Source organism: Sporosarcina koreensis, assembly GCF_042655825.1.
GTDB classification, from domain to species: domain Bacteria; phylum Bacillota; class Bacilli; order Bacillales_A; family Planococcaceae; genus Sporosarcina; species Sporosarcina koreensis.
In genome coordinates, this window is the sequence record NZ_JBHSNP010000026.1 from 128,538 (window position 1) to 152,362 (window position 23,825).

Sequence of the window (23,825 nt, forward strand, 5' to 3'; positions counted from 1 at the left end):
TTTTTATTGAAAGGGAAGGTGGAGAAGGGTGAAGATGCAATGGTCATTGATACTCAGTATACTATTCGCCATCATTATAGCTGTATTCGCTATACTTAACGTTGCACCTGTCCAAGTGAACTACTTATTCGGAAAAGCACATCTCCCGCTCATCCTCGTCATTCTGTTCACGGCGCTTCTCGGCGCGGCCATCAGCGGCTTCATGGCCATGTTCAGATCCATCAGTGCCAACCGGCAAATCAATGAATTAAAAAAGGAAATGACTGCAAAAGAAATTACGATTGCAACACAGCAAAACGAAATAGCTGAATTGCAGCACCTGGTGGAGCCGGCAATCAATGAAGACAAGTTTGAAGGAGAAATGTGAGCATCCTGACGTAGGATGCTTTTTTCGTTTCTTTATTTGTAGTCGTTCGCATATCCCCTTTAAGAGTATGCCATCTTCCGATATAATGGGCAGTAGAGGATGTGAGCATTTTGATAGAATCAATGAAGACATGGACGATCAATCGTCCTGATGAAACAGTTGTAAATACATTCATGAAAGAGCTTAGTATCCCTTCAATCCATGCCAAAATCCTCGTTTCACGCGGATTTACGGATGTGGAGGAAGCTAAGTCCTTTTTACATATGGAAGACAGTTGCCTGCATGACCCATTTTTGTTGTTCGATATGGAGAAAGCGGTAAGCCGAATCCAACAGGCAATCGAAACGGGTGAAAAGATTACCGTCTACGGAGATTACGATGCGGATGGCGTCACAAGCGTCACAGTGTTGACGACTGCTCTTGAGCAGCTTGGCGCAAACGTCGGCTTTGCCATTCCGAACCGGTTCAAACATGGATACGGACCGAATATCGCGTTGTTTGATGAGTTGCACAAGGAAGGCACTTCGCTGATCATCACTGTCGACAACGGAATCTCGGGCTTGGAGGCAGTTGCGCACGCCAAATCCGTTGGAATGGATATCATCGTGACCGACCATCACGAAATCGGTGACGAGCTTCCGATAGCGGACGCCATCATCCATCCGCGGCATCCGGAAGGCGATTATCCTTTCGGCGAGCTTGCGGGAGTGGGCGTTGCCTTTAAACTAGCTTGCGCTTTGCTCGGGGAAGTGCCTGAAGAGCTGTACGAAATCGCAGCAATCGGTACGGTTGCAGACCTTGTGCCTTTGAAAGGGGAAAACAGGTTCATCGTCAAAGAAGGAATCAGACGGATGCGTATGTCCCGGCGGCCTGCAATCCAGGCACTCGTAAAAGTGAGTGGGACTGAGCAGCACACGCTATCCGAAGAATCACTAGGGTTCATGATTGGCCCGCGATTAAATGCCCCAGGGCGTCTTGGCAGTGCGGATCCAGCTGTCCATCTGTTGAAAACGGAAGATATGCTGGAAGCGATGTCCATTGCCCAGCAATTGGATTCGTTGAATAAGGAAAGACAGGCGCTCGTCACGAAAATCGCGGATGAGGCAGATCAGGCGATGATCGAGATGTATGGAGATATGCTGCCGTATGTCATCGTCATTGAAGGGGAAGGCTGGAATCCAGGGGTAGTCGGTATCGTTGCATCCCGATTGACCGAAAAATATTACCGGCCTTCGATTGTCCTGTCCGTGGACAGTGAGACAGGAATCGCTAAAGGTTCAGGACGCAGCATTCCAGGTTTTGATTTATTCAAAGAACTATCGAAAACAGCCGACCTTTTACCGCATTTCGGCGGTCATGAAATGGCCGCGGGCATGTCGCTTCCAATGGAGGACGTCGCAGCATTCCGGGATCGATTGAATGATCAAGGGAAATTAAGTTTGACGGATGAAATGCTAACGCCGCAATTGAAGATTGATGTTCCGCTTGAAATCGGGGAAATCGATGTCGACGTATTGGAATCGATGGAATTGCTCAGACCTTTCGGTGTATCGTTTGAGAAGCCGGTTTTTATGATTGAAAACCTTTCCGCTTCATCCGTCAGAAAGATCGGCGCTGCGAAAAATCATTTGAAGCTTGAGCTGTCCGACGGAGTGGATTCACTGGACGTAATCGGCTTCGGAAATGGCGGGATTGCAGACGAAATGAGCCCGGGCATCAAATTATCCGTCACTGGGGATTTGCAAGTGAATGAATGGAATGGCCGTAAAAAACCACAGATGCTGCTTGAAGATATCCAATCGAAAGATCGCCAGCTATTCGATTTAAGGGGTATCCGGGAGCCGAATCGATGGATTTCTGTCATTCCGGAAAAAAATAATTTATTTATTGCATTCCACGAATCTTCAATCGCCTATTTCCAGCCAATCCTGAAAAATATCCAAATCCATCGATTCGGACAAGTGGAATTGTCCGAAACCGATCATGTGATCATATTGGATATGCCGGCTGGGACGGAGCAAATGAAAGAGCTGATTGAAAAAACGAATCCGAAAAGGGTATATGCCCATTTCTTCGTCAATGAATCGGTGTATTTCGAAGGGATTCCAAGTCGGGAGCATTTCGGCTGGTATTACAGTTTCCTGAAAAAGCGGGGTTCGTTTGATTTGCGGAAGCAAGTTCAGGAATTATCAAAGCATAGAGGTTGGAAGATCGACACAATTTATTTCATGACAAAGGTGTTTTCCGAGCTTGGATTTGTTAAGATAGAGAATGGTCTTGCTATAATTGTCGAAGATGCTGAGAAGAAGAATCTTTCCGAGGCACCATCTTACAAACAGAGAGTGCGTCAGATCGAATTGGAAAAGATGCTTGTGTATGCACCATATATGGAATTGAAAAAGTGGTTCGATGAAATTTGCAAAGAAACCGTTACTAGGGAGGAACAAGTATGGATTTGAAAAGTTTCGTGACAATCGTCCCGGACTATCCGAAAGAAGGCATCAGTTTTAAAGATATTACAACAATCATGGACAATGGAGAAGCATATAAATATGCGACTGATCAGATTGTCGAATTTGCAAGGAAAGTGGGAACGGATATTATCGTCGGTCCTGAGGCGAGGGGATTCATCATCGGGTGTCCTGTCGCTTATGCTCTTGAGGTCGGTTTCGCACCTGTCCGCAAGCCAGGAAAATTGCCGCGCGAAACGATTGCAGTGGAGTATGATCTTGAATATGGCAAGGATTCATTGACAATCCATAAAGATGCCATCAAACCAGGCCAACGAGTATTAATCGTTGACGACCTGCTTGCAACTGGCGGAACTGTCGGTGCCACAGTTGAACTCGTGGAAAAACTTGGTGGGGTAGTGGCTGGATGTGCATTCCTGATTGAGCTGTCGTATTTGAGCGGCCGTGAAAAACTAAAAGGCTATGATATTCAAGCACTAATCACTTATTGATGAAAGGGCCCTCCGCGATGAAGCGGAGGATCTTTTTTTATCCATAGGGCTTTACATTCTTGTCTGTTTATACATACAATAGAATTATCTTTAATTTTTTGCGGAATTAGTCGAAAGGAGTAGAAAGATGGCGAAAAATCGTGACATGACGGCAGAAGATATATTTGAAATCGTTGCCACATATATGAATGAACAGCATGTCGCGTTCGTCAAAAAGGCGTATGAGGCAGCGAAGGCTGCTCATGAAGGGCAATTCAGAAGTTCAGGCGAACCGTATATTCTTCACCCTATCCAAGTGGCAGGTATTCTAGCAGAATTGCAGATGGATCCATCAACAGTCGCAGCAGGATTCCTTCATGACGTGGTGGAAGATACCGACGTGAGCCGAGAAGACATTATACGCGTATTCGGTGAAGAAGTGGCGATGCTTGTCGACGGAGTGACTAAACTTGAAAAGCTGAAATTCAAATCGAACGAGGAAAAACAGGCAGAGAACCACCGCAAAATGTTTATTGCGATGGCGAGAGATATCAGAGTTATTCTTATCAAGCTCGCGGATCGTCTCCATAATATGCGGACATTAAAACATGTTCCGGAGGAAAAGCAGCGCAGGGTGGCAGCTGAAACTCTTGATATTTTCGCACCGCTTGCACATCGGCTCGGAATTTCCACGATCAAGTGGGAACTGGAAGATACTGCCCTCCGTTATTTGAATCCTCAGCAATATTACAGGATCGTCAATATGATGAAGAGAAAACGGGATGAGCGCGAAAAATATTTACTGAACGTCATGGATACGATTCGGGCAGAAATTGCCGAAATGGGCATCGAAGCCGAGATAAGCGGCAGGCCGAAGCATTTGTATTCCATTTACCGCAAAATGATCCTGCAAAATAAGGAGTTTAATGAAATTTATGATCTCCTTGCCATCCGCATCATCGTCAAAAGCATCAAGGATTGTTATGCGGTGCTTGGAATCATCCATACATTATGGAAACCGATGCCGGGAAGGTTCAAAGATTATATCGCGATGCCGAAACAGAATCTTTATCAATCTATCCATACGACGGTAGTCGGGCCAGCGGGCGATCCGCTTGAAGTCCAGATTCGAACAGAGGAAATGCACCGGATTGCAGAATACGGGGTTGCCGCGCACTGGGCGTATAAAGAGGGAAAAACCGTCTCGGAAAAACCGGATAATATTGATTCCAAACTGAAATGGTTCCGGGAGATCCTTGAATTCCAAAATGAGTCTTCGAATGCCGAGGAATTCATGGAATCATTGAAATTCGATCTATTCTCGGATATGGTGTACGTTTTCACACCGAATGGCGATGTCATTGAAATCCCGCAAGGCTCCGTACCTATCGACTTTGCGTACCGGGTCCATTCGGAAGTTGGGAATCGGACAATCGGCGCAAAAGTGAATGGCAAAATGGTTCCGTTGGATACGGAGCTATTCACAGGCGATATTGTCGAAATTCTCACATCGAAGCAATCGTTCGGACCGAGCCGTGATTGGTTGAAAATCGCAAATACATCGCAGGCGAGGAATAAAATTCGTCAATATTTCAAGAAGCAGCTGAGGGAAGAGAATATTGTCAAAGGCTCCGAACTAGTTGAAAGGGAAGTGAAGCTCCAGGAATTCGATCCGAAGGCTGTGCTTACTCCTGAAAACATTCAGCGGGCCATTGATAAATTTAGCTTTACATCTGAAGAGGACATGTATGCCGCTGTCGGATCCAATGGAATCACAGCACAGCAGGTCGTCAATAGACTGGCGGAAAAAATCCGTCGCGAGCGCGATCAACAAGATGCAATCGATAAGATCGTCTCCGATATGAAAACGCCTCAACAAGTACGGACGACAGAATCGGGAGTTATCGTCAGAGGTCTTGAGAACTTACTCATCCGTCTTTCGAAATGCTGCAATCCGATTCCAGGGGACGAGATTGTCGGATTCATCACAAAAGGCCGCGGCGTTTCCGTACACCGCGCAGATTGCCCGAATATCCTGACCGATGAAGATAGCGATCGCCTCATAGATGTTGAATGGGCGGTTGATTCGAACAATGAACGCAAGGAATTCCAAGTCGATATCGAAATTTCGGCGTTCGACCGACAAGGACTGCTGAATGAAGTGATGATGATGGTGGCAGATTCGAAAACACCGATTGTGGCTGTGAGCGGGAAAGCGGACCGAGACAAGCTAGCGAAAATCAGCATGACGATAAAAATTACGGATATTTCCCATTTGCATAGGATTGTGGACCGCATTAAACAAATACGGGACATCTATTCCGTGCAGCGGGTGATCCATTAAGCAGGAAGGTGTTTTCATGAAAGTCGTATTACAAAGGTCCGGCAATGCTTCTGTAACGGTAGATGGCGAAGTAACTGGAGCCATTCGGAAGGGGTATGTCCTGCTCGTCGGAATTACTCACGACGATACGGAACAGGATGCGGACTATATTGCGAAGAAGGTCGCTGGACTTCGTCTGTGGGAGGATGAAGAAGGGAAGATGAACCGATCTATCGATGAGGTGGAAGGCGAGATTCTTTCCGTTTCCCAATTCACGTTATATGGCGACGTAAGAAAAGGTCGCCGCCCAAGTTTCATTGAAGCGGCAAGACCGGACAAAGCGGAACCCATTTGGAATTATTTCAACGAAGCGCTGCGGGAGCAAGGCTTGACTGTTGAAACTGGAGTATTTGGCGCCATGATGGACGTCAGTCTCGTCAATGACGGTCCAGTGACAATCATAATTGAATCGAAATGAGGCATAAAAACGCAGCGCCTGATAAAACAGGGCTGCGTTTTTTTCTGTTATTTTGTATCAAAATGATCGATAAGACCTTGATAAATCCCGTGTGTTGCCTGTTCTCGGAACATTTCAGTCGTGAGGACCCGTTCCTCGGATGGATTCGATAAAAAGCCTAATTCGATAAGGACGGAGTTTTGACGATTTTCCCGTAAGACCAAGAAGTTGGCTGGCTGCGTCCCGCGATTCCGCAGACTGATAGTCGAGGCTAGTCCTCCATTAATGGAGGAGGCTAACGATTTTTGATTGCCATGGGTGTAATAGGTCGTGAATCCTGTGATTGAAGTGTCAGGATTCGCATCGTAATGGAGGCTGATGAAAGCGTCCGCATCCGATTGCAGGCTGACAGCGACCCTCTTTCGCAGCGCGACATACGTATCTGATTCACGCGTCATGACAACATTGGCTCCCGCAGCTTTGAGTTTAGCGGACAATAATTCAGCAGTCATCAATGTGAGCAGTTTCTCATCGGTTCCTTGCAAGCCCGTGGTGCCTCGATCATTACCGCCATGCCCCGCATCGACCACGATTGTGAGTCCTTTTAATGTGCCGGGCACTCTAGCTTTTTTCTTCTGTGTTTCTGACGATACAGCAATTGAGACGTCGCCTGTTGATACGACCCACTTGGCAATAAAGGCTGTCTCACCAGATGAAAGTGAAACATTGTACCATTCGCCATCTTCCCCAATGACCGTCAATTTTTCCCCGGCATTTGCTCTTGTAACGATCGACGAAGAGGTCGTTGCAGCGGATCGGATATTCGTCCCGTTCGTCAATACGGTCACTTTTTTATTGCTGACAACATCCGAGTTGCCGCCTGTTTCGCTTTTCGCCCCAAGCGTACCGTGGAATGAATAGACCCATCCGGATGCTTTCTTGCCTAATGTAAGACGGACCCAGTTCCCGTCAGTTTCTTCGACCGGATAAGATTCCCCTTTCCGGATCAATCCGACCTTTTTAGACGATAAACCCGGAGCTTTCCTGACATTCAGCGCATCGACCGATACCGTGAACTGGCCAGGCGGATTTTTCACATCCGGCTTAGTTGCTTTACCGGCTTGTCCATTTTCACTTTGCTGAATTTCAGTAATGTAATCGGTATGTACCCAACCTTCCATGCCGTTCTTGACGATGGAAGCCCATTCTCCTTGCCGGCCTGTCATCACCACTGCTTCACCAGCATTCAGTTGCCCGATGACGGCTGCGTTTAATGAAGGCTCGGTCCGGATATTCAATGCATTCACTTTCGAGACGGCAGTCATTGCCACAGCTTCCTTCGCTCCCTCGCTTATGACGAGCCATGAAGCGATCCAGCCCTTGCCGGAACCGAATCTGATTTCATGCCAATCTCCTGACGTCGCGAGCACTTCCGCGCGTTCCCCTTTTTTCATGGAACCGGTGACCGGATAGGTAAGTCCGGGACCTGAACGTACATTCAGCGATTTCGTATTGATGATGACCGTTTCGCCTTTTGCGGAAATTGTCGGCATCTCGTAAACTATGGAAGCGAAAAGGATGATAGCTAGAACCCATTTACTAAATTTCGACAAACTATCACTCTCCCTTTTTTCCATTGTAGAAGTTTTGTGAAGAAAAAACCATACTGAAATGAAAAAGGTTGACACTTCGTGAATGAATGGCTAAGATTAGTTTTAATTCTAAACTTCAAATCGCCGTAGACATGGAAAGTAATTGTATCGCTGGCTGACAAGAGAGAGGTGGACGTGGCTGAAATCCACCTTACAGACGGATATAGTGAACAACACCATCGAGGCTCCGTGCTGAACAGGCTTCTTCAGTAGGTGCGGACGGAACCGGCCGTTATCCGGGTACGAGTGGGCATGTAATTTGTGCCAATTTGGGTGGAACCGCGGAAGCTGATATAAGCTCTCGTCCCTTGTTAAGACAAGGGATGGGGGCTTTTTTTAGTTTTCCGGGAAAAAAGAGCGAAAGAAGGGGAAGTCAAATGAATTTCAAGGTGCCAAGAGGGACACAGGACATCCTGCCTTCCGAGTCGTGGAAATGGCAGAAAGTCGAATCGATCATCCGTAATTTATGCGACAATTACCGTTACAAGGAAATCAGAACTCCAATTTTCGAACAGACCGAATTGTTTCAACGGACAGTTGGGGATACTACCGATATTGTAACCAAAGAAATGTATACGTTTACGGATCGCGGGAACCGATCAATGACATTGAGACCTGAAGGGACAGCTCCAGTCGTCCGTTCATTCGTCGAGAATAAAATGTTCGGTTATCCCGATCAGCCTGTCAAACTTTACTACCAAGGCCCAATGTTCCGCTACGAGCGGCAGCAAGCTGGCCGTTACCGTCAATTCGTCCAGTTCGGTGTCGAGGCGATCGGCAGCGCTGACCCGGCAATTGATGCCGAAGTGATCGCTTTGGCAATGGACGTTTACAAGCAAGCAGGTTTGACGGATGTAAAGCTTGTCCTCAACTCATTGGGAGATCGTGAATCGAGGAATGCACACAGGGATGCACTCGTTGCACACTTTACACCGCGTATCGGCGAATTCTGCAGTGACTGCCAATCGCGTCTCGAGAAAAATCCACTCCGTATCCTCGACTGCAAAGTGGACCGCGAACATCCTTTGATGGAGACAGCACCGTCATTGACCGATTACTTGAATGAACAATCTGCGGCCTATTTTGAACAGGTGAAGGGCTATTTGGACGATGTGGGCATTGCTTACGAGCTTGATCCGAATTTGGTCCGCGGTCTTGATTATTACAATCACACTGCGTTTGAAATCATGAGTACGTCATCAGGCTTCGGGGCAATTACAACACTTTGCGGCGGAGGCAGATACAACGGCTTGGCAGAGGAAATCGGTGGTCCTTACGCGCCGGGGATCGGCTTCGGAATGAGCATCGAACGCCTTTTGTTAGCGCTCGAAGCGGAAGGGAAGTCGTTTACACAGGAAGCGGAACTCGATGTCTATATCGTCACTCTTGAGGAGTCGGCACACCGGAAAGGCTTCAAATTGTTGAATGAACTTAGAAATGCCGGCATCCGGGCGGACATGGATTATATGGACCGTAAAATGAAAGCCCAAATGAAATCGGCGGACCGATTCAATGCAAAGGCGGTCATCGTTATCGGTCAAGATGAGGTTGATGGGAATGTGGTGCAGCTGAAAAATATGGCTGAAGGCTCCCAAGAAAAAATAGAAGATACAATGATAATTGAAAAAATTAAAGAACAGTTGAAATAAGGAAGGTTGATGAACGATATGCAAAGGACACATTATTGCGGACAATTGACAGAGGAAGTCATTGGCCAGACGGTCACATTACAAGGCTGGGTACAAAGAAGACGGGATCTTGGAGGTCTCATATTCATTGATTTGCGGGACCGTGAAGGGATTGTTCAAGTCGTCTTCAACCCGGATTTCTCCAAAGAGGCGCTTGAAATCGCTGAAACGGTACGCAATGAATATGTTCTTGAAGTGACTGGGAATGTCGTTGAACGTGAAGAACAGCAAAAAAACCCGAAAGTGAAAACCGGATCAATTGAAGTGCATGTGGAAAAGGTGAACATCATTAATGAAGCGAAAACGCCTCCTTTCATGCTGGAAGATGAAACGGATGTCAATGATGAGCTCAGATTGAAATACCGTTACTTGGACCTCCGTCGTCCGGCATTGGCGCGTGTATTTAAAATGCGATCCGACATTACAAAGACTGTCCGTAATTTCTTGGATGAGGAAGGGTTCCTTGAAGTGGAAACTCCTATTCTGACGAAGTCTACGCCAGAAGGGGCGAGGGACTATCTTGTACCGAGCCGTGTACACCCTGGTGAATTTTACGCTTTGCCGCAATCCCCTCAACTTTTCAAGCAAATGCTCATGGTGTCAGGATTCGACAGATATTATCAAATCGCGCGCTGCTTCCGTGATGAAGACCTCCGTGCGGACCGCCAACCTGAATTCACTCAAATCGATATGGAAATGAGCTTCATGTCCATTGAAGACATTATGGAATTGAACGAGCGTCTTATGAAAAAAGTGATGAAGGATGTCAAAGGAATTGACATCAATACTCCATTCAAGCGTATGCCTTATGAGGAAGCAATGGGACGTTTCGGATCAGATAAGCCGGATACACGCTTCGGCATGGAGCTTCAGGACGTGTCTGAAATCGTGAAGGATTCTTCTTTCAAAGTATTTGCTGGCGCTGTTGAATCAGGCGGGCAAGTGAAGGCGATCAATGTGAAAGGCGCAGCGGACAATTATTCCCGCAAAGATATCGATGCGCTTGGTGAATTTGCTTCACGTTACGGAGCCAAAGGGCTTGCTTGGTTGAAAGTTGACGCGGAAGGCTTGAAAGGGCCGATCGCTAAATTCTTTGAAGGTGAAGCAGGAGAAGCATTGGCACGTTCGCTAGGCGCGGAGGCGGGTGACCTTCTGTTATTCGTGGCCGATAAGAAATCGGTCGTCGCGGATGCGTTGGGTGCACTCCGGTTGAAACTCGGTAAAGATTTGAATCTCATTGATGAAACACAATTCAATTTCCTTTGGGTGACAGAATGGCCATTATTCGAATATGACGAAGAGGAAGGGCGGTATTATGCAGCCCATCACCCATTCACGATGCCAGCCGATGTTAATGGTCTTGAATCAGATCCTAGCAATGTCAAAGCCCAAGCGTATGACCTCGTTTTGAATGGCTTTGAGCTAGGAGGAGGCTCATTGCGGATCTATCAACGCGATGTCCAAGAGAAGATGTTCAAGGCGCTTGGATTCTCCGGGGATGAAGCACGCGAGCAATTCGGATTCTTGCTTGATGCATTTGAATATGGCACGCCTCCGCACGGAGGTATCGCATTCGGATTGGACCGGATCGTCATGTTATTATCCGGTTCGACAAATCTCCGCGATACAATTGCTTTTCCGAAGACTGCGAGTGCCAGTGACCTGCTTACAGAAGCGCCGAGCAGCGTAGATAACTCACAACTTACCGAATTAGGGATTTCCATCCAGTCGAAATGAGTGGAACGGACAAGTACTTGAAAGATAATTGTGATAATTTGCTGATGTAAAATCATTGAACGCAATTCTTAAGTGTGGTAGGATACAATTAATACGAATCCTGAAGTGTTCGTTTCTTGCAAATCAGTTTTGACCGAACATATTTATCGTAGGGAGCTGTCATTCTGTTTTGGATGGAATGCCCTAATGAGGGACTTCAGAAAAGACGGATGGAGCACCCACCTGCTGAGTGCGGGTTCAAAACGATACTACAAAGACGGCACATTTGGGATTCGTTCCTATTATTTCAAAAACATTTGGTAGACTATATTCCCCTCTGGCGTTGTTGCGGAGGGGTTTTGTTTTGATTCATCTTCATTCAGCAGAAGATGCCTGAATGAAGATGAAGCCTCCGGCGGATGTCACAGATTTTGAAGGGAGTTAATTGCGCAAGCGCAATTCAAAATCTGGACGCAATTACGCCGAGGCGTAATTGATTTAGAGAAGGGCGGAATCCAATTGTTACACCAATTTTCCCGGAATGAACTGGCCATCGGCAAAGAAGGCGTCGATTTGATGCGTCAAACGACTGTTGCGATACTAGGCGTTGGCGGCGTCGGTTCATTTGCAGCCGAAGCCTGCGCCCGCAGCGGTGTCGGCCGGATCATCCTCATTGATAAAGACACGGTCGATATTACAAACGTCAATCGCCAGCTCGTTGCAACATTATCGACAATCGGCAGATCCAAAGTGGAAGTAATGAAAGAACGGATTCATGACGTGAACAAAGATTGCGAAGTTATCGGACTTCATATGTTCTATACGGAAGAGACGTACGAAGAGTTTTTCAGCTATACGCCTGATTACGTTATCGACGCATCAGACACAATCAGCTATAAAATCCATTTGATTAAAGAATGTGTAGCGCGAGGCATCAAAATCATTTCCAGCATGGGTGCCGCAAACAAACTCGATCCAACGCGTTTTCAAATCGCGGACATTTCCAAAACGCATACAGATCCGATAGCAAAAGTAATCAGACTACGATTAAGAAAAGAAGGAATCAAAAAAGGCGTTCCTGTCGTATTTTCCGATGAAAGCCCAATCGTCGTCAGGGAAGACGTCGTAGATACGGTCGGTAAACCCGATGCGCAAATCCGAAAAGCGAAAATGCCGCCCGCTTCAAATTCCTACGTCCCATCAGTCGCAGGCTTAGTGTGCGCAAGCTGGGTACTCAACGACATCGTAAAAGACATCCACATTGAAAGAGTAAAGGACAAGAAGTAATGTAAAGCTGTTTTCCTGTAATTCGGGAAAGCAGCTTTTTGTATTGTTCCATTACGGTTCACCTGATACAATTATCACATAGGTAAAAAATCATAAAACTTATGCATTACATAGTATAAATCGGAAGGGCTGAAACCATTGCAAAAACAGGACGGAATCTTACTCGAAAGTGGAACGAACGAGCTCGAAATCGTCGAATTCCAAATGGGCCAGAACCGCTATGGCATCAACGTCATCAAAGTAAAAGAAATCATCCTGCCTACACCAATTACAATCATCCCGCATGCACACCCCTCCATTGAAGGAATCATCCAGCTCCGCGGAGCGGTCCTTCCTGTAATCAACATGGAAAAAGTGATGGGTCTGCCGGAAACGATCGGTAAAAACGAAGGGAAATATATCGTAGCTGCATTCAACAAACAGGAAGTCGTCTTCCATGTCCACGAAGTCGCACAAATCCATCGGGTATCCTGGGATCAGATTGAAAAGCCTTCGGATCTTTATTCTGGAGACGCCTCCCAAGTCATCGGAGTCATCAAACGGGAAAATGACATGCTTCTGCTCCTTGATTTTGAAAAAATCGTCGTCGATATCAACCCCGATAGCGGAATCCAAGTCGAACAAGTAAAGAAGCTAGGCGTAAGGGAAAGGTCCAATAAAAAAATCCTTCTTGCAGAGGATTCACCGTTGCTTAGGAAATTATTGAGCGATACATTGACAGAGGCTGGTTACGGAAATATCGAGTTTTTTGAAAACGGGAAAGACGCCCTGGCGTTTTTGGAAAGTCTGGTTGCCGAAGGTAAAAAGGTGTCCGATGAAATCCAACTGATCATCACTGATATCGAAATGCCTCAAATGGATGGGCACCACTTTACGAAAAGGATCCGCGCAAATAATGAACTTGCGATGCTGCCGATCATCATTTTCTCTTCATTGATCACTGACGAGCTGAAGCATAAAGGCATCAATGTCGGTGCCAACGACCAAGTGAGCAAACCGGAAATTGCAGAACTCGTCCTTAAAATGGATAAGTATATTCTGTGAAAAATGAAAGCACCTCCCTTTTTTTCTCGAGGGAGGTGCTTTATTTTCTTCAGTCTCTTTATTTTTCCTTCCTGAATTCCTTCAACCGCTCATATATGCCCGCCAGCCTTTTTTCTTCGCCTGCATGAACGGGTTCGTAAAACTCCGCTTGCTTAATTTTATCCGGTAAATACTGCTGGTTCACCCAGCCTCCGAATGTTCCGATTGGTGTGTCATGAGGGTATCGGTACCCTTCATGGCCGAGTTCCGCGGCGCCTGCATAATGGGTATCCCGTAAATGGAGAGGGATATCTCCCGTTTTTCCATCGTTGATCGCTTTCACGGCGGCGTCGACCGCCTTATAAGCCGAATTCGATTTGGAAGCGAGACACATCTCAATGACCGCATTCGCTAGAGGAATGCGGGCTTCCGGCATGCCGAGCCGAACTGCCGCCTCGGTTGCGGCGAGCACGTGGGGACCTACTTCCGGTGCCGCCAATCCGATGTCTTCATACGCCATGACGAGGAGTCGCCGCGATACCGCAATCAAGTCACCTATCTCAAGCAGATTCGCCAAATAAAAGATCGCTGCATTCACATCGCTGCCACGCACCGACTTCTGCAATGCGGAAAGCAGATTGTAATGATGCGATCCTTTCTTATCCCCGACGAGGCCGATTCTTCCGATCAAATTATCGATCAGCCAGTCTTCAACAATGACTTTGCCTTCTTCCTCGTCGCTTGCGGAGATGATGGATTCCAATAATGTGAGCGCCTTTCGTGCGTCTCCATTTACACCTTCAGCAATTTTCCTTATTTGGCTATCATTCATCCCGATTTTCATTTTTCCTAGGCCGCGGTCTTCATCAAGCAAGGCGCGTTCAATCAATACAACAAGGTCATCAGGCTCCAACCGGTTCAATTGAAGAATCTCGCCACATCTCGACCGAATGGCCGGATTCACATCGTGGAAAGGATTTTCTGTCGTTGCACCGATCAGCACGATGGACCCTTTTTCGACATGGGGCAGCAGCGTATCTTGCTGCAATTTATTAAAACGATGGATTTCATCCAGGAACAAGATGACTTTCCCCGTGATCCGGGCTTCCGCAACAACTTGCTCCACATCCTTTTTGCCTGACACTGTCGCATTCAGTGCGATGAACGGCAAATGGCTCGTACCTGCAATCGCATATGCCAGAGACGTTTTTCCGATTCCCGGCTCGCCATAGAGCAGCATGGAAGGCACATGCCCTTTGCTGATCATCCGATAGAGCGCAGTGTCTTTCCCGATAATATGTTGCTGTCCTGCAACTTCGTCTATGTTTTTAGGTCTCATCCGAAATGCTAATGGTTCATTATGCAATCAAATCACTCCCCCGTACATCCGTTCCACTATTATACACAACGCAAAGCCGGAAGTCATTTGAAGGAAGCGCTAGGGCAGTTATGCTATAATATTTTGAAGTGTATTGATGAAATACGGACTGAAATGGACGAGAAAAGGAAGTTGGTTATATATGAGGATTTCTACGAAAGGCCGCTATGGGCTTACTGTAGTAGTAGAGCTTGGTAAAAATTATGGGGAAGGCCCTTTGCCATTACGGAGGATCGCTGAAGAGCATAACTTGTCTGAAGCGTATTTAGAGCAGCTCATCCCGGCATTGCGAAATAGCGGAATCGTGAAAAGCGTCCGTGGTGCATACGGTGGCTATAAACTTGCAAAGCCACCTGCTGAGATCACTGCAGGTGACGTCATCAGGTTACTCGAAGGCCCTATTCAGGTTGTAGAAGGAATCGACGATGACAAAGTTCCGCAACAGTCATTATGGAACCGTATCGGCGATGCGATTCGTGAAGTTTTGGATACAACGACAATCAAAGATCTGGTGGAATCGGACGAATCCACTGATCTTGACGGATATATGTTCTATATTTGAAGTTATTCAGATAAAGGAGTCTTATTATGCAAAATATATATTTGGATCACGCCGCCACGACACCGATCCATCCGGAAGTGAGCGCGGCATATGTGAAAGCAATGGATACGGTTTTTGGCAATCCTTCAAGCATCCATAGCTTTGGACGGTCATCCCGTAAATTGCTGGATGATGCCCGTAAAGTGATAGCGGAGGCAATCCATGCTGAACCGAATGAAATCATCTTCACTTCCGGCGGCACGGAAGCCGATAATGTAGCCATTTTCGGCACTGCCTCTGCAATGAAGGAAAAAGGGAATCATATTATTACGACGGCGATTGAACATCATGCCGTATTGAACTCCTGCAAGGAGTTGGAGAGAAGTGGTTTTCACGTCACCTATTTGCCGGTCGATGAAAATGGACAGATAAATGCAGAACAGGTAGCTGCTGCGCTTACTGGCCAAACGGTGCTCGTCACAGTCATGTACGGCAATAATGAAGTCGGCACCATCCAACCGATCAAGGAGATCGGCGAAGTATTGAAGGACCATCAAGCCGTTTTTCATACCGATGCTGTCCAAGCATTCGGAATAATGGATTTGGATGTAAATGAACTTCAAGTCGACCTTCTAAGCGCCTCTGCCCATAAATTGAATGGCCCAAAAGGGGTCGGTTTCCTGTACCAGCGTAAAGGACTACAGACAACGCCGCTTCAATTTGGCGGAGAGCAGGAGCGGAAAAGGCGTGCGGGCACTGAAAATGTCCCTGCAATCGCTGGCTTTGCGGAAGCTATAAAAATAGCCCGAAGTGAAATGGAAGAAAATCATCGTAACTATGATCGATATAAAACGATTTTGACCGAAGTCTTTCATCAGGAAGGAATCGATTTTGAAGTGAATGCGGATGAAGCAGCCCGACTGCCGCATGTATTGAATATCAGCTTCCCCGGAACTGAAATTGAATCATTGCTCGTCAACTTGGATATGGCGGGAATTGCAGTTTCGAGCGGTTCGGCTTGCACAGCAGGATCACTTGAGCCATCGCATGTCTTATCGGCGATGTGGGGTAGCGATTCTCCGAAATTGCGAAACTCGGTACGCTTCAGTTTTGGATTGGGGCTTGATGAACAGGCGGTCCGCGAAGCGGCGGTGAAAACGGCGCAAATTATAAAGCGACTCGTGAAATGAAATGAAAAAGGATGAAATGATATGAGAACTGCAAATAAACCAATCTCCGAAACACGGGTAGTCATTGGAATGTCCGGAGGAGTCGACTCGTCTGTCGCCGCCCTTTTATTGAAGGAACAAGGTTATGACGTCATCGGCATCTTCATGAAAAACTGGGACGATACTGATGAGTTCGGTGTTTGCACAGCAACCGAAGATTACGAAGACGTCATTAGCGTGTGCAATGAAATCGGAATTCCCTATTATGCCGTTAACTTCGAACAGCAATATTGGGACAAAGTCTTCACTTATTTCTTAGAGGAATATAAAGCCGGCAGAACGCCGAATCCGGATGTGATGTGTAACAAGGAAATAAAATTTAAAGCTTTCCTTGACCATGCAATGAGCCTCGGGGCGGATTTCCTTGCGACAGGCCACTATGCCCAAGTCGTCGAAACGGATCAAGGCGTGGCGATGCTCAGAGGGAAAGATGAGAACAAGGACCAGACGTACTTCCTTAACCAGCTGTCCCAAGAGCAACTGCAAAAGGTCATGTTCCCAATCGGCGGTCTCGACAAGTCGGAAGTTCGTCAAATTGCTGAACGTGCCGGGCTTGCGACCGCGAAGAAAAAGGATTCGACCGGCATATGCTTTATCGGTGAAAGGAATTTCAAGGAATTTCTTGGACAGTATTTGCCTGCTCAGCCGGGAGACATGAAAACGATGGACGGCAAAACGGTCGGAAAGCACGATGGCTTAATGTATTACACGATCGGCCAAAGACATGGATTAGGAATCGGCGGTGCGGGCGATCCGTGGTTCGTCATCGGGAAAGACTTGAAAGATAACACGCTGCTAGTGGGCCAAGGTTTTCATCATGATGCCCTTTATTCCGACAGCTTGACCGCCATCAACATCAGCTTTGCAACTGCCCGCACTTTGCCGGACACTTTTGAATGCACAGCGAAATTCCGCTATCGTCAACCGGATACGAAAGTGAAGGTTGAACTTACTGGCGACGGCAATGCAAACGTAATATTTGCGGATCCCGTCCGGGCAATCACACCTGGACAAGCTGTCGTCTTCTACGACGGGGAAGAGTGCCTCGGTGGGGGAACGATTGATAAAGTCTTGAAAAATGGCGTGCAGCTAGATTACGTAGGATGAGGGGAAACGTTATGGAATACAATGAAATTGGAATCAAGGCACTTCAAGAAGGAAATTATGAAAAAGCTATCGAAGCTTTCATGAAAGCAGCGGAAGAGGAGCCGGAAAATCCGGTCGGCTACATCAACCTAGGAAACGTCTTCGCGTCCGCCGGCGATACAGAAAGGGCGGAACGCTTCTTCCAGAAAGCGATCAGTCTGGATGAAAATGCGGGTTCTGCGCTTTATGGCTTAGGCAATCTCTATTATTCGAATGAGCGTTTCGAAGAGGCGGCAATCGTTTATGAAAGGGCCATTCGCGCCGGTTTGAATGAAGCAGATGCTTTTTTCATGCTTGGAAAGAGCTTGAAACAGTCGGATAAATCCAAGCTTGCATTGCCTTATTTCCAAAGAGCATCGGAATTGGCGCCTGACGATCTTGAAATCCGTTTGGCATATGGGATACTTTTAGCGGAAATGGAACTCTTTGAAGAAGCGAGGAAGGAATTATCGTTTGTCTTAGAGAAGGATAATGAGAATGCAGATGCCCATTACAATTTAGGTGTGCTTTATGCAGTTTCGACAGACCGGAAGGATGACGCGCTTTACCATTTGGAAAAGGCGTATACGATTGAACCGGAACATACGCAAGCGAGATATATTTACGATATGATCCAATTGGGTTGATTTACAAAAAGGCGGATATGCAAGGCGGTGAGCTGTATGGCAGGGGAAAAAGGGAATAATGAAGCGGTTTTCATCGTCGGACGGCCTGTCGTCACTATTTTCCACAATCCTGATAATCTCTTTTCCATTGTGAAAATGAAAATAAGCAAGACGAATAGCGGCTATGAGGATAAGGAGATCGTCATAAAAGGGAACTTTCCTCCTTTGGCGAACGAAGATGACTACAGACTGACCGGGAGACTTGTCAATCATGCGACGTATGGACAACAGTTCGATGTGCATACGTTCACGAAAGAGATGCCCGAAACCGAAACGGGAATCGTCCATTATTTGTCCGGTGATCTATTTCCTGGAATCGGAAGGAAGACTGCTGATACCATCGTGAAAACGTTGGGCAAGGATGCCATCAAGCAGATTCTGGAAAACCCTGCAGTTCTTGATCGAGTGCCAAAACTCTCGGAAGAAAGGAAGGAGACGCTCGTCACTGTGCTTCAAGAGAATTTAGGATTGGAACGGAGCATGGTGCAATTGAATGAATGGGGGTTCGGCCCCCAGCTTTCAATGCGGATCTACCAAACGTATCGGGAGGAAGTTATCGAACTGTTAAAAGAGAATCCGTACAGGCTTATCGAGGACGTAGAGGGAGTCGGGTTCCAACGCGCGGATGAATTGGGAAGGCAATTAGGGATTACCGGTAAGCATCCTTCCCGGGTGAAAGCAGCAATTCTCCACACGATGAACCAAGGTGTCCAATCGGCAGGTCATGTCTACTTAATGGCGGAAACGGTGTTGCCTGAAGTGAAACGGTTGTTGGAATCGAGCCAATCGGAAGAGGTGCCATTCGACCATATTTCCGGATGCGTCATCGAATTGGTTGAGGAAAGTAAACTGTGCGGAGAAGGGAAGAGGCTTTATATCCCTACGCTTTATTTTTCAGAAATCGGAATCGCTTCCAAAATGGAGAGAATCATGGAGAATGACTTATCCGATAAGTTCCCTGTTTCTGAAATCCGCAAAGCGATCGGTGAAGCGGAGGAGAGACTTGGCGTCAGTTATGCCGAAACCCAAGTGGCTGCAATCGAGAAAGCGCTCCATTCACCAGCGATGATTTTGACAGGGGGACCCGGAACAGGAAAGACGACTGTCATACGCGGGTTGGTGGAAGTGTATGCTGAGCTGCACGGTCTTTCACTCGACCCGAAAGTCTATGTGGAAAAAGAAGAAACCTTTCCAATCGTTTTAGCAGCGCCAACAGGGCGTGCGGCGAAACGGATGTCCGAGTCGACAGGGCTTCCCGCAATGACCATTCATCGGCTACTCGGTTTCAATGGTCAGGAAAAGGACGATGCGATCGGCAGGGAAGTGGAGGGGCGCCTCGTTATCATCGATGAAATGTCGATGGTCGATACTTGGCTCGCCCATCAGCTGCTGAAAGCATTGCCTAACGACATCCAAATCCTTTTTGTCGGCGACCAGGACCAGCTTCCGCCAGTCGGACCCGGTCAAGTTCTAAAAGATATGCTTGACTCGGGCAAGATCCCTGTCGTGGAGCTGACCGAAATTTATCGCCAAAGTGCAGGATCGACAATAATTGAAATGGCCCATATGATTAAAAATGCGAAATGGACAGATGACGTCACCCGGAAAACGACGGATCGCTCTTTCATTAAGGCGAGTGGGGACCAGATTCTCAAAGTTGTGGAACAAGTCGTGAAAAATGCTATATCAAAAGGTCATCATATTCGAAACATCCAAGTACTGGCCCCTATGTATAAAGGACCGGCCGGCATCGACGGGTTGAACAAGATGATCCAGCAGATGGTCAATCCGCCTGCCCCTGATCGAAAAGAGGTCGTCTTCGGAGATGTCGTCTATCGGATCGGGGACAAAGTACTGCAACTCGTCAATCAACCCGAAAGCAATGTTTTCAACGGCGATATGGGCGAAGTCATCTCCATCATCAAGGCGAAGGAAACTGTCGATAAAAAAGAGATGCTCATTGTTTCCTATGACGGAATCGAAGTAGAATATGAGCGTAACGATCTGAATCAAATCACGCTAGCCTATTGCTGCTCTATCCATAAATCGCAAGGAAGCGAATTTCCGATCGTCGTCATGCCGGTTGTCAGAGGATACAGGAAAATGCTCCGGAGAAATCTTTTATACACGGGTATTACGAGAGCAAAGAACTTTCTCATCCTATGCGGCGAACCGGAAGAATTCAAAATTGGTATCAATCGGACAGATGAATTGGAACGGCAGACGACATTGAAAGACCGCCTGCGGAAGGAATCCACTGTCGAATTACAAGAAGAAATCGCAGGAGCACCACAAGAACATCAGGAAAAAACGTCACCTTCAGAGCCAATCAACGAGACATCACAAATACCGAAAGAGTATAGGCTGACGATGGAGACAATCTTTGGAATCGACCCGATGATCGGGATGCAAGGGGTAAGCCCTTATGATTTTTCGGAAGTGATGGATTGACATGGGGACGGCAATTCCCTATAATCCAAAGTATCATAGAAAAACCGATGACGGAGAAAGTACGCCTACCGCCATGTTCAGAAAGGAATCCCAAGGCTGCAAGGATTCCCATGGCCGTTTGCCGGAAAGCTACTCCTGAGAGCAACTAACACTTGCCGTTAGCCGCGTTATGGCTTCTTGAGATACCGGCTTTCCGTCGGTAAATTAGGGTGGTACCACGAAAAATCTTCGTCCCTTGTACAGGGGCGGGGATTTTTTTATTTGGTTCCCCGAATATTTAAAGGAGGAAGTACAATGAAAAAATTGACAGCAGCTGAAATTAGAAAAATGTTTCTTGATTACTTCAAAGAGCATGGACACAGTGAAGAACCGTCAGCGCCACTCGTCCCAATCGACGATCCATCCCTACTTTGGATCAACAGCGGCGTCGCAACACTAAAGAAATACTTTGACGGACGCGTCGTCCCGGAAAATCCACGGATCGTCAACGCACAAAAATCCATCCGAACGAACGATATCGAGAACGTCGGGAGAACTGCGCGCCACCATACATTCTTCGAAATGCTTGGAAACTTCTCGATCGGTGACTATTTCAAGGAAGAAGCGATCATCCGCGCATGGGATTTTCTGACGAATGAAAAGTGGATCGGCTTCAATCCCGACTTGCTATCCGTAACTGTCCATCCGGAAGATGACGAGGCATATGCAATCTGGAGAGACAAAATCGGCATTCCTGAAGAGCGCATCATCCGTTTGGAAGGGAACTTCTGGGATATCGGGGAAGGCCCAAGCGGCCCGAACTCCGAAATTTTCTACGACCGCGGCCCAACTTTCGGCGACGACTTTTCGGATCCGGAATTGTACCCGGGCGGTGAAAACGAACGTTATTTGGAAATTTGGAACTTAGTATTCTCCGAATTTAACCATAATCCGGATCATACGTATACACCGCTTCCGAAGAAAAACATCGATACGGGGATGGGGCTTGAGCGGATGGCTTCCGTCATCCAGGAAGTGCCGACGAACTTCGATACAGATCTTTTCATGCCGATCATCCACTCTGTTGAAAAAGTGTCGGGTGAGAAGTATGGCAAGGAAGAAGTGAAGGATACGGCATTTAAAGTTATTGCAGACCATATCCGTACAGTTGCATTCGCGATCGGCGACGGTGCATTGCCTTCAAATGAAGGTAGGGGCTATGTACTGAGAAGACTTTTACGTCGCGCTGTCCGTTTCGCAAAACAATTGGGCATCAATAAACCGTTCATGTATGAACTTGTCCCTGTCGTTGGGGAAGTGATGCAAGATTTCTATCCACAAGTCAAAGAAAAAGAAGCATTCATCATGAAGGTCATTAAAAACGAGGAAGATCGCTTCCATGAAACATTGAATGAAGGAATGACGATTTTGAATGGCGTCATCGAAAAAGCGAAAGCGGAAGGTAATCCGGTAGTTTCCGGCGCTGATGCATTTAAGCTATATGATACGTACGGGTTCCCTTTCGAGCTAACGGAGGAATTTGCCGAGGAAGCGGGCGTCACAGTCGACCGTGCAGGATTTGATGTGGAAATGGACAATCAGCGGAAACGCGCAAGAGCTGCCCGTCAAGATGTCGATTCGATGCACGTTCAGTCGGAAGTGCTTGGCAACATCCATGAAAAAAGCGAATTCATCGGTTATGATCAATTGTCTTGTGAGACTCAAATCATTGCGCTCTTGCATAATGGCGAATTGGTTGCACATGCTTCGGAAGGCGATGAAATCCAGTTCATGCTAGAACGTACACCATTCTATGCTGAAAGCGGCGGGCAGATCGCAGATAAAGGAACGATTTCAAGCGATGCCTTCATCGTTGATGTGAGAGATGTCAAAAAAGCTCCGAATGGTCAGCATTTGCACACTGCTGTAGTCCGTTCCGGTGAAATTGCGGATAAAGCTACAGTGACTGCTGTAGTGGATGCGGAATCACGCAAAATGATCATTAAAAACCATACAGCTACACATCTACTCCATAAAGCTTTGAAAACCGTTCTTGGTGAGCATGTCAATCAGGCGGGCTCATATGTCGGCCCTGACCGTCTCCGTTTCGACTTCTCCCACTTCGGGCAAGTGACGAAAGAGGAACTGGAAAAAATCGAAGAAATCGTGAATGAGAAAATTTGGGCGGATATTCCTGTCCAAATCGAACAAAAACCGATCAGTGAAGCAAAAGAAATGGGTGCAATGGCTTTATTCGGTGAAAAATATGGAGATATCGTCCGCGTCGTTTCAGTCGGGGATTATTCAATCGAATTATGCGGCGGCTGCCATGTGCCTGCAACTTCGACGATCGGACTCTTTAAGATTGAATCGGAAGGCGGCATAGGTGCCGGGACGAGAAGGATTGAAGCAGTCACAGGCCAAGAGGCATATCATTCCTTTAAAAAAGAAGAGACGCTTCTTACAGAAGCTGCGTCATTATTGAAGTCCAATCCAAAAGACCTCGTCACAAAAGTCGGCTCCTTCTTGACGGAAATGAAGGAACTTCAAAGGGAAAACGAATCGCTTTCCGCCAAACTTGGAAACAGTCAGCTTACGGATATTCTTACATCCGCACAGCAGATCGATGATGTGACAGTCCTTTCAGCTAGAGTCGATGTGAAAGATAATAATGCCCTCAGGCAAATGATCGATGAATTGAAGCAGAAAGTGAGTAAAGGTATCATTGTCCTTGGCGCTGCTTCCGATGGGAAAGTTCTATTGGCAGCAGGAGTGACGGAAGATTTGAAAAATGGAAACTTCCATGCGGGTAAAATCGTCAATCATGTAGCATCTCTCTGTGGCGGCAAGGGCGGTGGCCGTCCTGACATGGCGATGGCAGGTGCGAAAGATGCTTCTAAACTTGATGAAGCACTTCATTCCGTGTATGATTATGTCAAATCCGTTTAAGTGGAAATGGATGTCGGGTATAGAGTAAGTGGG

General features: G+C 46.9%; 17 protein-coding genes, 1 other RNA gene and 1 other annotated feature. Of the genes, 16 read left to right on the plus strand and 2 right to left on the minus strand.

The annotated features are described in order from the left end of the window. Positions 1 to 34: 34 nt before the first annotated feature. From ACFPTP_RS12240 to dtd, 5 genes are all read left to right on the plus strand, one after another. Complete coding sequence (locus tag ACFPTP_RS12240) at positions 35 to 367, plus strand: LapA family protein (protein WP_381445466.1); 333 nt, start codon at positions 35 to 37, stop codon at positions 365 to 367. A gap of 110 nt (positions 368 to 477) precedes the next feature. Further along, positions 478 to 2,826 (plus strand): single-stranded-DNA-specific exonuclease RecJ, encoded by a 2,349-nt coding sequence (recJ, locus tag ACFPTP_RS12245; RefSeq protein ID WP_381445276.1) that lies wholly within the window; start codon positions 478 to 480, stop codon positions 2,824 to 2,826. Further along, positions 2,817 to 3,329, plus strand: coding sequence for an adenine phosphoribosyltransferase (locus tag ACFPTP_RS12250; protein WP_381445278.1), 513 nt, complete (start codon positions 2,817 to 2,819; stop codon positions 3,327 to 3,329). Before recJ ends, ACFPTP_RS12250 begins: the two co-directional genes overlap by 10 nt. A gap of 127 nt (positions 3,330 to 3,456) precedes the next feature. Further along, a complete protein-coding gene (locus ACFPTP_RS12255) occupies positions 3,457 to 5,652 on the plus strand; it encodes a RelA/SpoT family protein (RefSeq protein WP_381445280.1) in 2,196 nt (731 codons plus the stop codon). Positions 5,653 to 5,668: 16 nt separating this feature from the next. Next, on the plus strand, positions 5,669 to 6,109 hold the full coding sequence (gene dtd, locus ACFPTP_RS12260; protein WP_381445282.1) for a D-aminoacyl-tRNA deacylase: 441 nt from the start codon (positions 5,669 to 5,671) through the stop codon (positions 6,107 to 6,109). A gap of 47 nt (positions 6,110 to 6,156) precedes the next feature. On the opposite strand, the gene ACFPTP_RS12265 is transcribed toward dtd, so the two are convergent. Further along, the gene (locus tag ACFPTP_RS12265) at positions 6,157 to 7,701 is read right to left on the minus strand and encodes an SH3 domain-containing protein (RefSeq protein ID WP_381445284.1); all 1,545 of its coding nucleotides are present in this window, start codon (positions 7,699 to 7,701) and stop codon (positions 6,157 to 6,159) included. Positions 7,702 to 7,818: 117 nt separating this feature from the next. Continuing rightward, positions 7,819 to 8,052 (plus strand) — a binding site (T-box leader). Positions 8,053 to 8,117: 65 nt separating this feature from the next. On the opposite strand from ACFPTP_RS12265, the gene hisS reads away from it, so the two are divergent. The 5 genes from hisS to ACFPTP_RS12290 all read left to right on the plus strand — a co-directional run bounded on the left by hisS (position 8,118) and on the right by ACFPTP_RS12290 (position 13,475). Further along, positions 8,118 to 9,389: a histidine--tRNA ligase gene (hisS, locus tag ACFPTP_RS12270; protein WP_381445286.1), complete on the plus strand. Its 1,272-nt coding sequence runs from the start codon at positions 8,118 to 8,120 to the stop codon at positions 9,387 to 9,389. A gap of 18 nt (positions 9,390 to 9,407) precedes the next feature. Beyond that, positions 9,408 to 11,165 carry an aspartate--tRNA ligase gene (aspS, locus tag ACFPTP_RS12275; protein WP_381445288.1) on the plus strand — a complete coding sequence of 586 codons (1,758 nt, stop codon included), beginning with the start codon at positions 9,408 to 9,410 and terminating at the stop codon, positions 11,163 to 11,165. A 94-nt stretch (positions 11,166 to 11,259) separates the two neighbouring features. Beyond that, positions 11,260 to 11,441, plus strand: a non-coding RNA gene (gene ssrS, locus ACFPTP_RS12280) — 6S RNA. A gap of 222 nt (positions 11,442 to 11,663) precedes the next feature. Further along, on the plus strand, positions 11,664 to 12,431 hold the full coding sequence (locus ACFPTP_RS12285) for a tRNA threonylcarbamoyladenosine dehydratase (protein ID WP_381445290.1): 768 nt from the start codon (positions 11,664 to 11,666) through the stop codon (positions 12,429 to 12,431). 138 nt (positions 12,432 to 12,569) lie between these two features. Then, on the plus strand, positions 12,570 to 13,475 hold the full coding sequence (locus tag ACFPTP_RS12290; protein WP_381445292.1) for a chemotaxis protein: 906 nt from the start codon (positions 12,570 to 12,572) through the stop codon (positions 13,473 to 13,475). A 58-nt stretch (positions 13,476 to 13,533) separates the two neighbouring features. On the opposite strand, the gene ACFPTP_RS12295 is transcribed toward ACFPTP_RS12290, so the two are convergent. Next, the gene (locus tag ACFPTP_RS12295; protein WP_381445294.1) at positions 13,534 to 14,820 is read right to left on the minus strand and encodes a replication-associated recombination protein A; all 1,287 of its coding nucleotides are present in this window, start codon (positions 14,818 to 14,820) and stop codon (positions 13,534 to 13,536) included. Positions 14,821 to 14,974: 154 nt separating this feature from the next. Here ACFPTP_RS12295 and cymR point away from each other — a divergent pair, with 154 nt between their 5' ends. From cymR to alaS, 6 genes are all read left to right on the plus strand, one after another. Next, the gene (gene cymR, locus ACFPTP_RS12300; protein ID WP_381445296.1) at positions 14,975 to 15,394 is read left to right on the plus strand and encodes a cysteine metabolism transcriptional regulator CymR; all 420 of its coding nucleotides are present in this window, start codon (positions 14,975 to 14,977) and stop codon (positions 15,392 to 15,394) included. Between the two features lie 26 nt (positions 15,395 to 15,420). Continuing rightward, positions 15,421 to 16,563 carry a cysteine desulfurase family protein gene (locus ACFPTP_RS12305; RefSeq protein WP_381445299.1) on the plus strand — a complete coding sequence of 381 codons (1,143 nt, stop codon included), beginning with the start codon at positions 15,421 to 15,423 and terminating at the stop codon, positions 16,561 to 16,563. Positions 16,564 to 16,584: 21 nt separating this feature from the next. Then, complete coding sequence (mnmA, locus tag ACFPTP_RS12310; RefSeq protein WP_381445301.1) at positions 16,585 to 17,709, plus strand: tRNA 2-thiouridine(34) synthase MnmA; 1,125 nt, start codon at positions 16,585 to 16,587, stop codon at positions 17,707 to 17,709. Positions 17,710 to 17,720: 11 nt separating this feature from the next. Beyond that, positions 17,721 to 18,374: a tetratricopeptide repeat protein gene (locus ACFPTP_RS12315; RefSeq protein WP_381445303.1), complete on the plus strand. Its 654-nt coding sequence runs from the start codon at positions 17,721 to 17,723 to the stop codon at positions 18,372 to 18,374. Between the two features lie 36 nt (positions 18,375 to 18,410). Continuing rightward, on the plus strand, positions 18,411 to 20,864 hold the full coding sequence (recD2, locus tag ACFPTP_RS12320; RefSeq protein ID WP_381445305.1) for an SF1B family DNA helicase RecD2: 2,454 nt from the start codon (positions 18,411 to 18,413) through the stop codon (positions 20,862 to 20,864). Positions 20,865 to 21,158: 294 nt separating this feature from the next. Then, entirely contained in the window at positions 21,159 to 23,792 is a 2,634-nt protein-coding gene (alaS, locus tag ACFPTP_RS12325; protein ID WP_381445307.1) for an alanine--tRNA ligase, read from the plus strand. Positions 23,793 to 23,825: the final 33 nt, after the last annotated feature.

Coding starts and splice junctions, on each gene's coding strand:
- ACFPTP_RS12240 (WP_381445466.1), top strand. CDS start 35: ATGCAATGGTCATTGATACTCAGTATACTATTCGCCATCATTATAGCT.
- ACFPTP_RS12250 (WP_381445278.1), top strand. CDS start 2,817: ATGGATTTGAAAAGTTTCGTGACAATCGTCCCGGACTATCCGAAAGAA.
- ACFPTP_RS12255 (WP_381445280.1), top strand. CDS start 3,457: ATGGCGAAAAATCGTGACATGACGGCAGAAGATATATTTGAAATCGTT.
- dtd (WP_381445282.1), top strand. CDS start 5,669: ATGAAAGTCGTATTACAAAGGTCCGGCAATGCTTCTGTAACGGTAGAT.
- hisS (WP_381445286.1), top strand. CDS start 8,118: ATGAATTTCAAGGTGCCAAGAGGGACACAGGACATCCTGCCTTCCGAG.
- aspS (WP_381445288.1), top strand. CDS start 9,408: ATGCAAAGGACACATTATTGCGGACAATTGACAGAGGAAGTCATTGGC.
- cymR (WP_381445296.1), top strand. CDS start 14,975: ATGAGGATTTCTACGAAAGGCCGCTATGGGCTTACTGTAGTAGTAGAG.
- ACFPTP_RS12305 (WP_381445299.1), top strand. CDS start 15,421: ATGCAAAATATATATTTGGATCACGCCGCCACGACACCGATCCATCCG.
- mnmA (WP_381445301.1), top strand. CDS start 16,585: ATGAGAACTGCAAATAAACCAATCTCCGAAACACGGGTAGTCATTGGA.
- ACFPTP_RS12315 (WP_381445303.1), top strand. CDS start 17,721: ATGGAATACAATGAAATTGGAATCAAGGCACTTCAAGAAGGAAATTAT.
- recD2 (WP_381445305.1), top strand. CDS start 18,411: ATGGCAGGGGAAAAAGGGAATAATGAAGCGGTTTTCATCGTCGGACGG.
- alaS (WP_381445307.1), top strand. CDS start 21,159: ATGAAAAAATTGACAGCAGCTGAAATTAGAAAAATGTTTCTTGATTAC.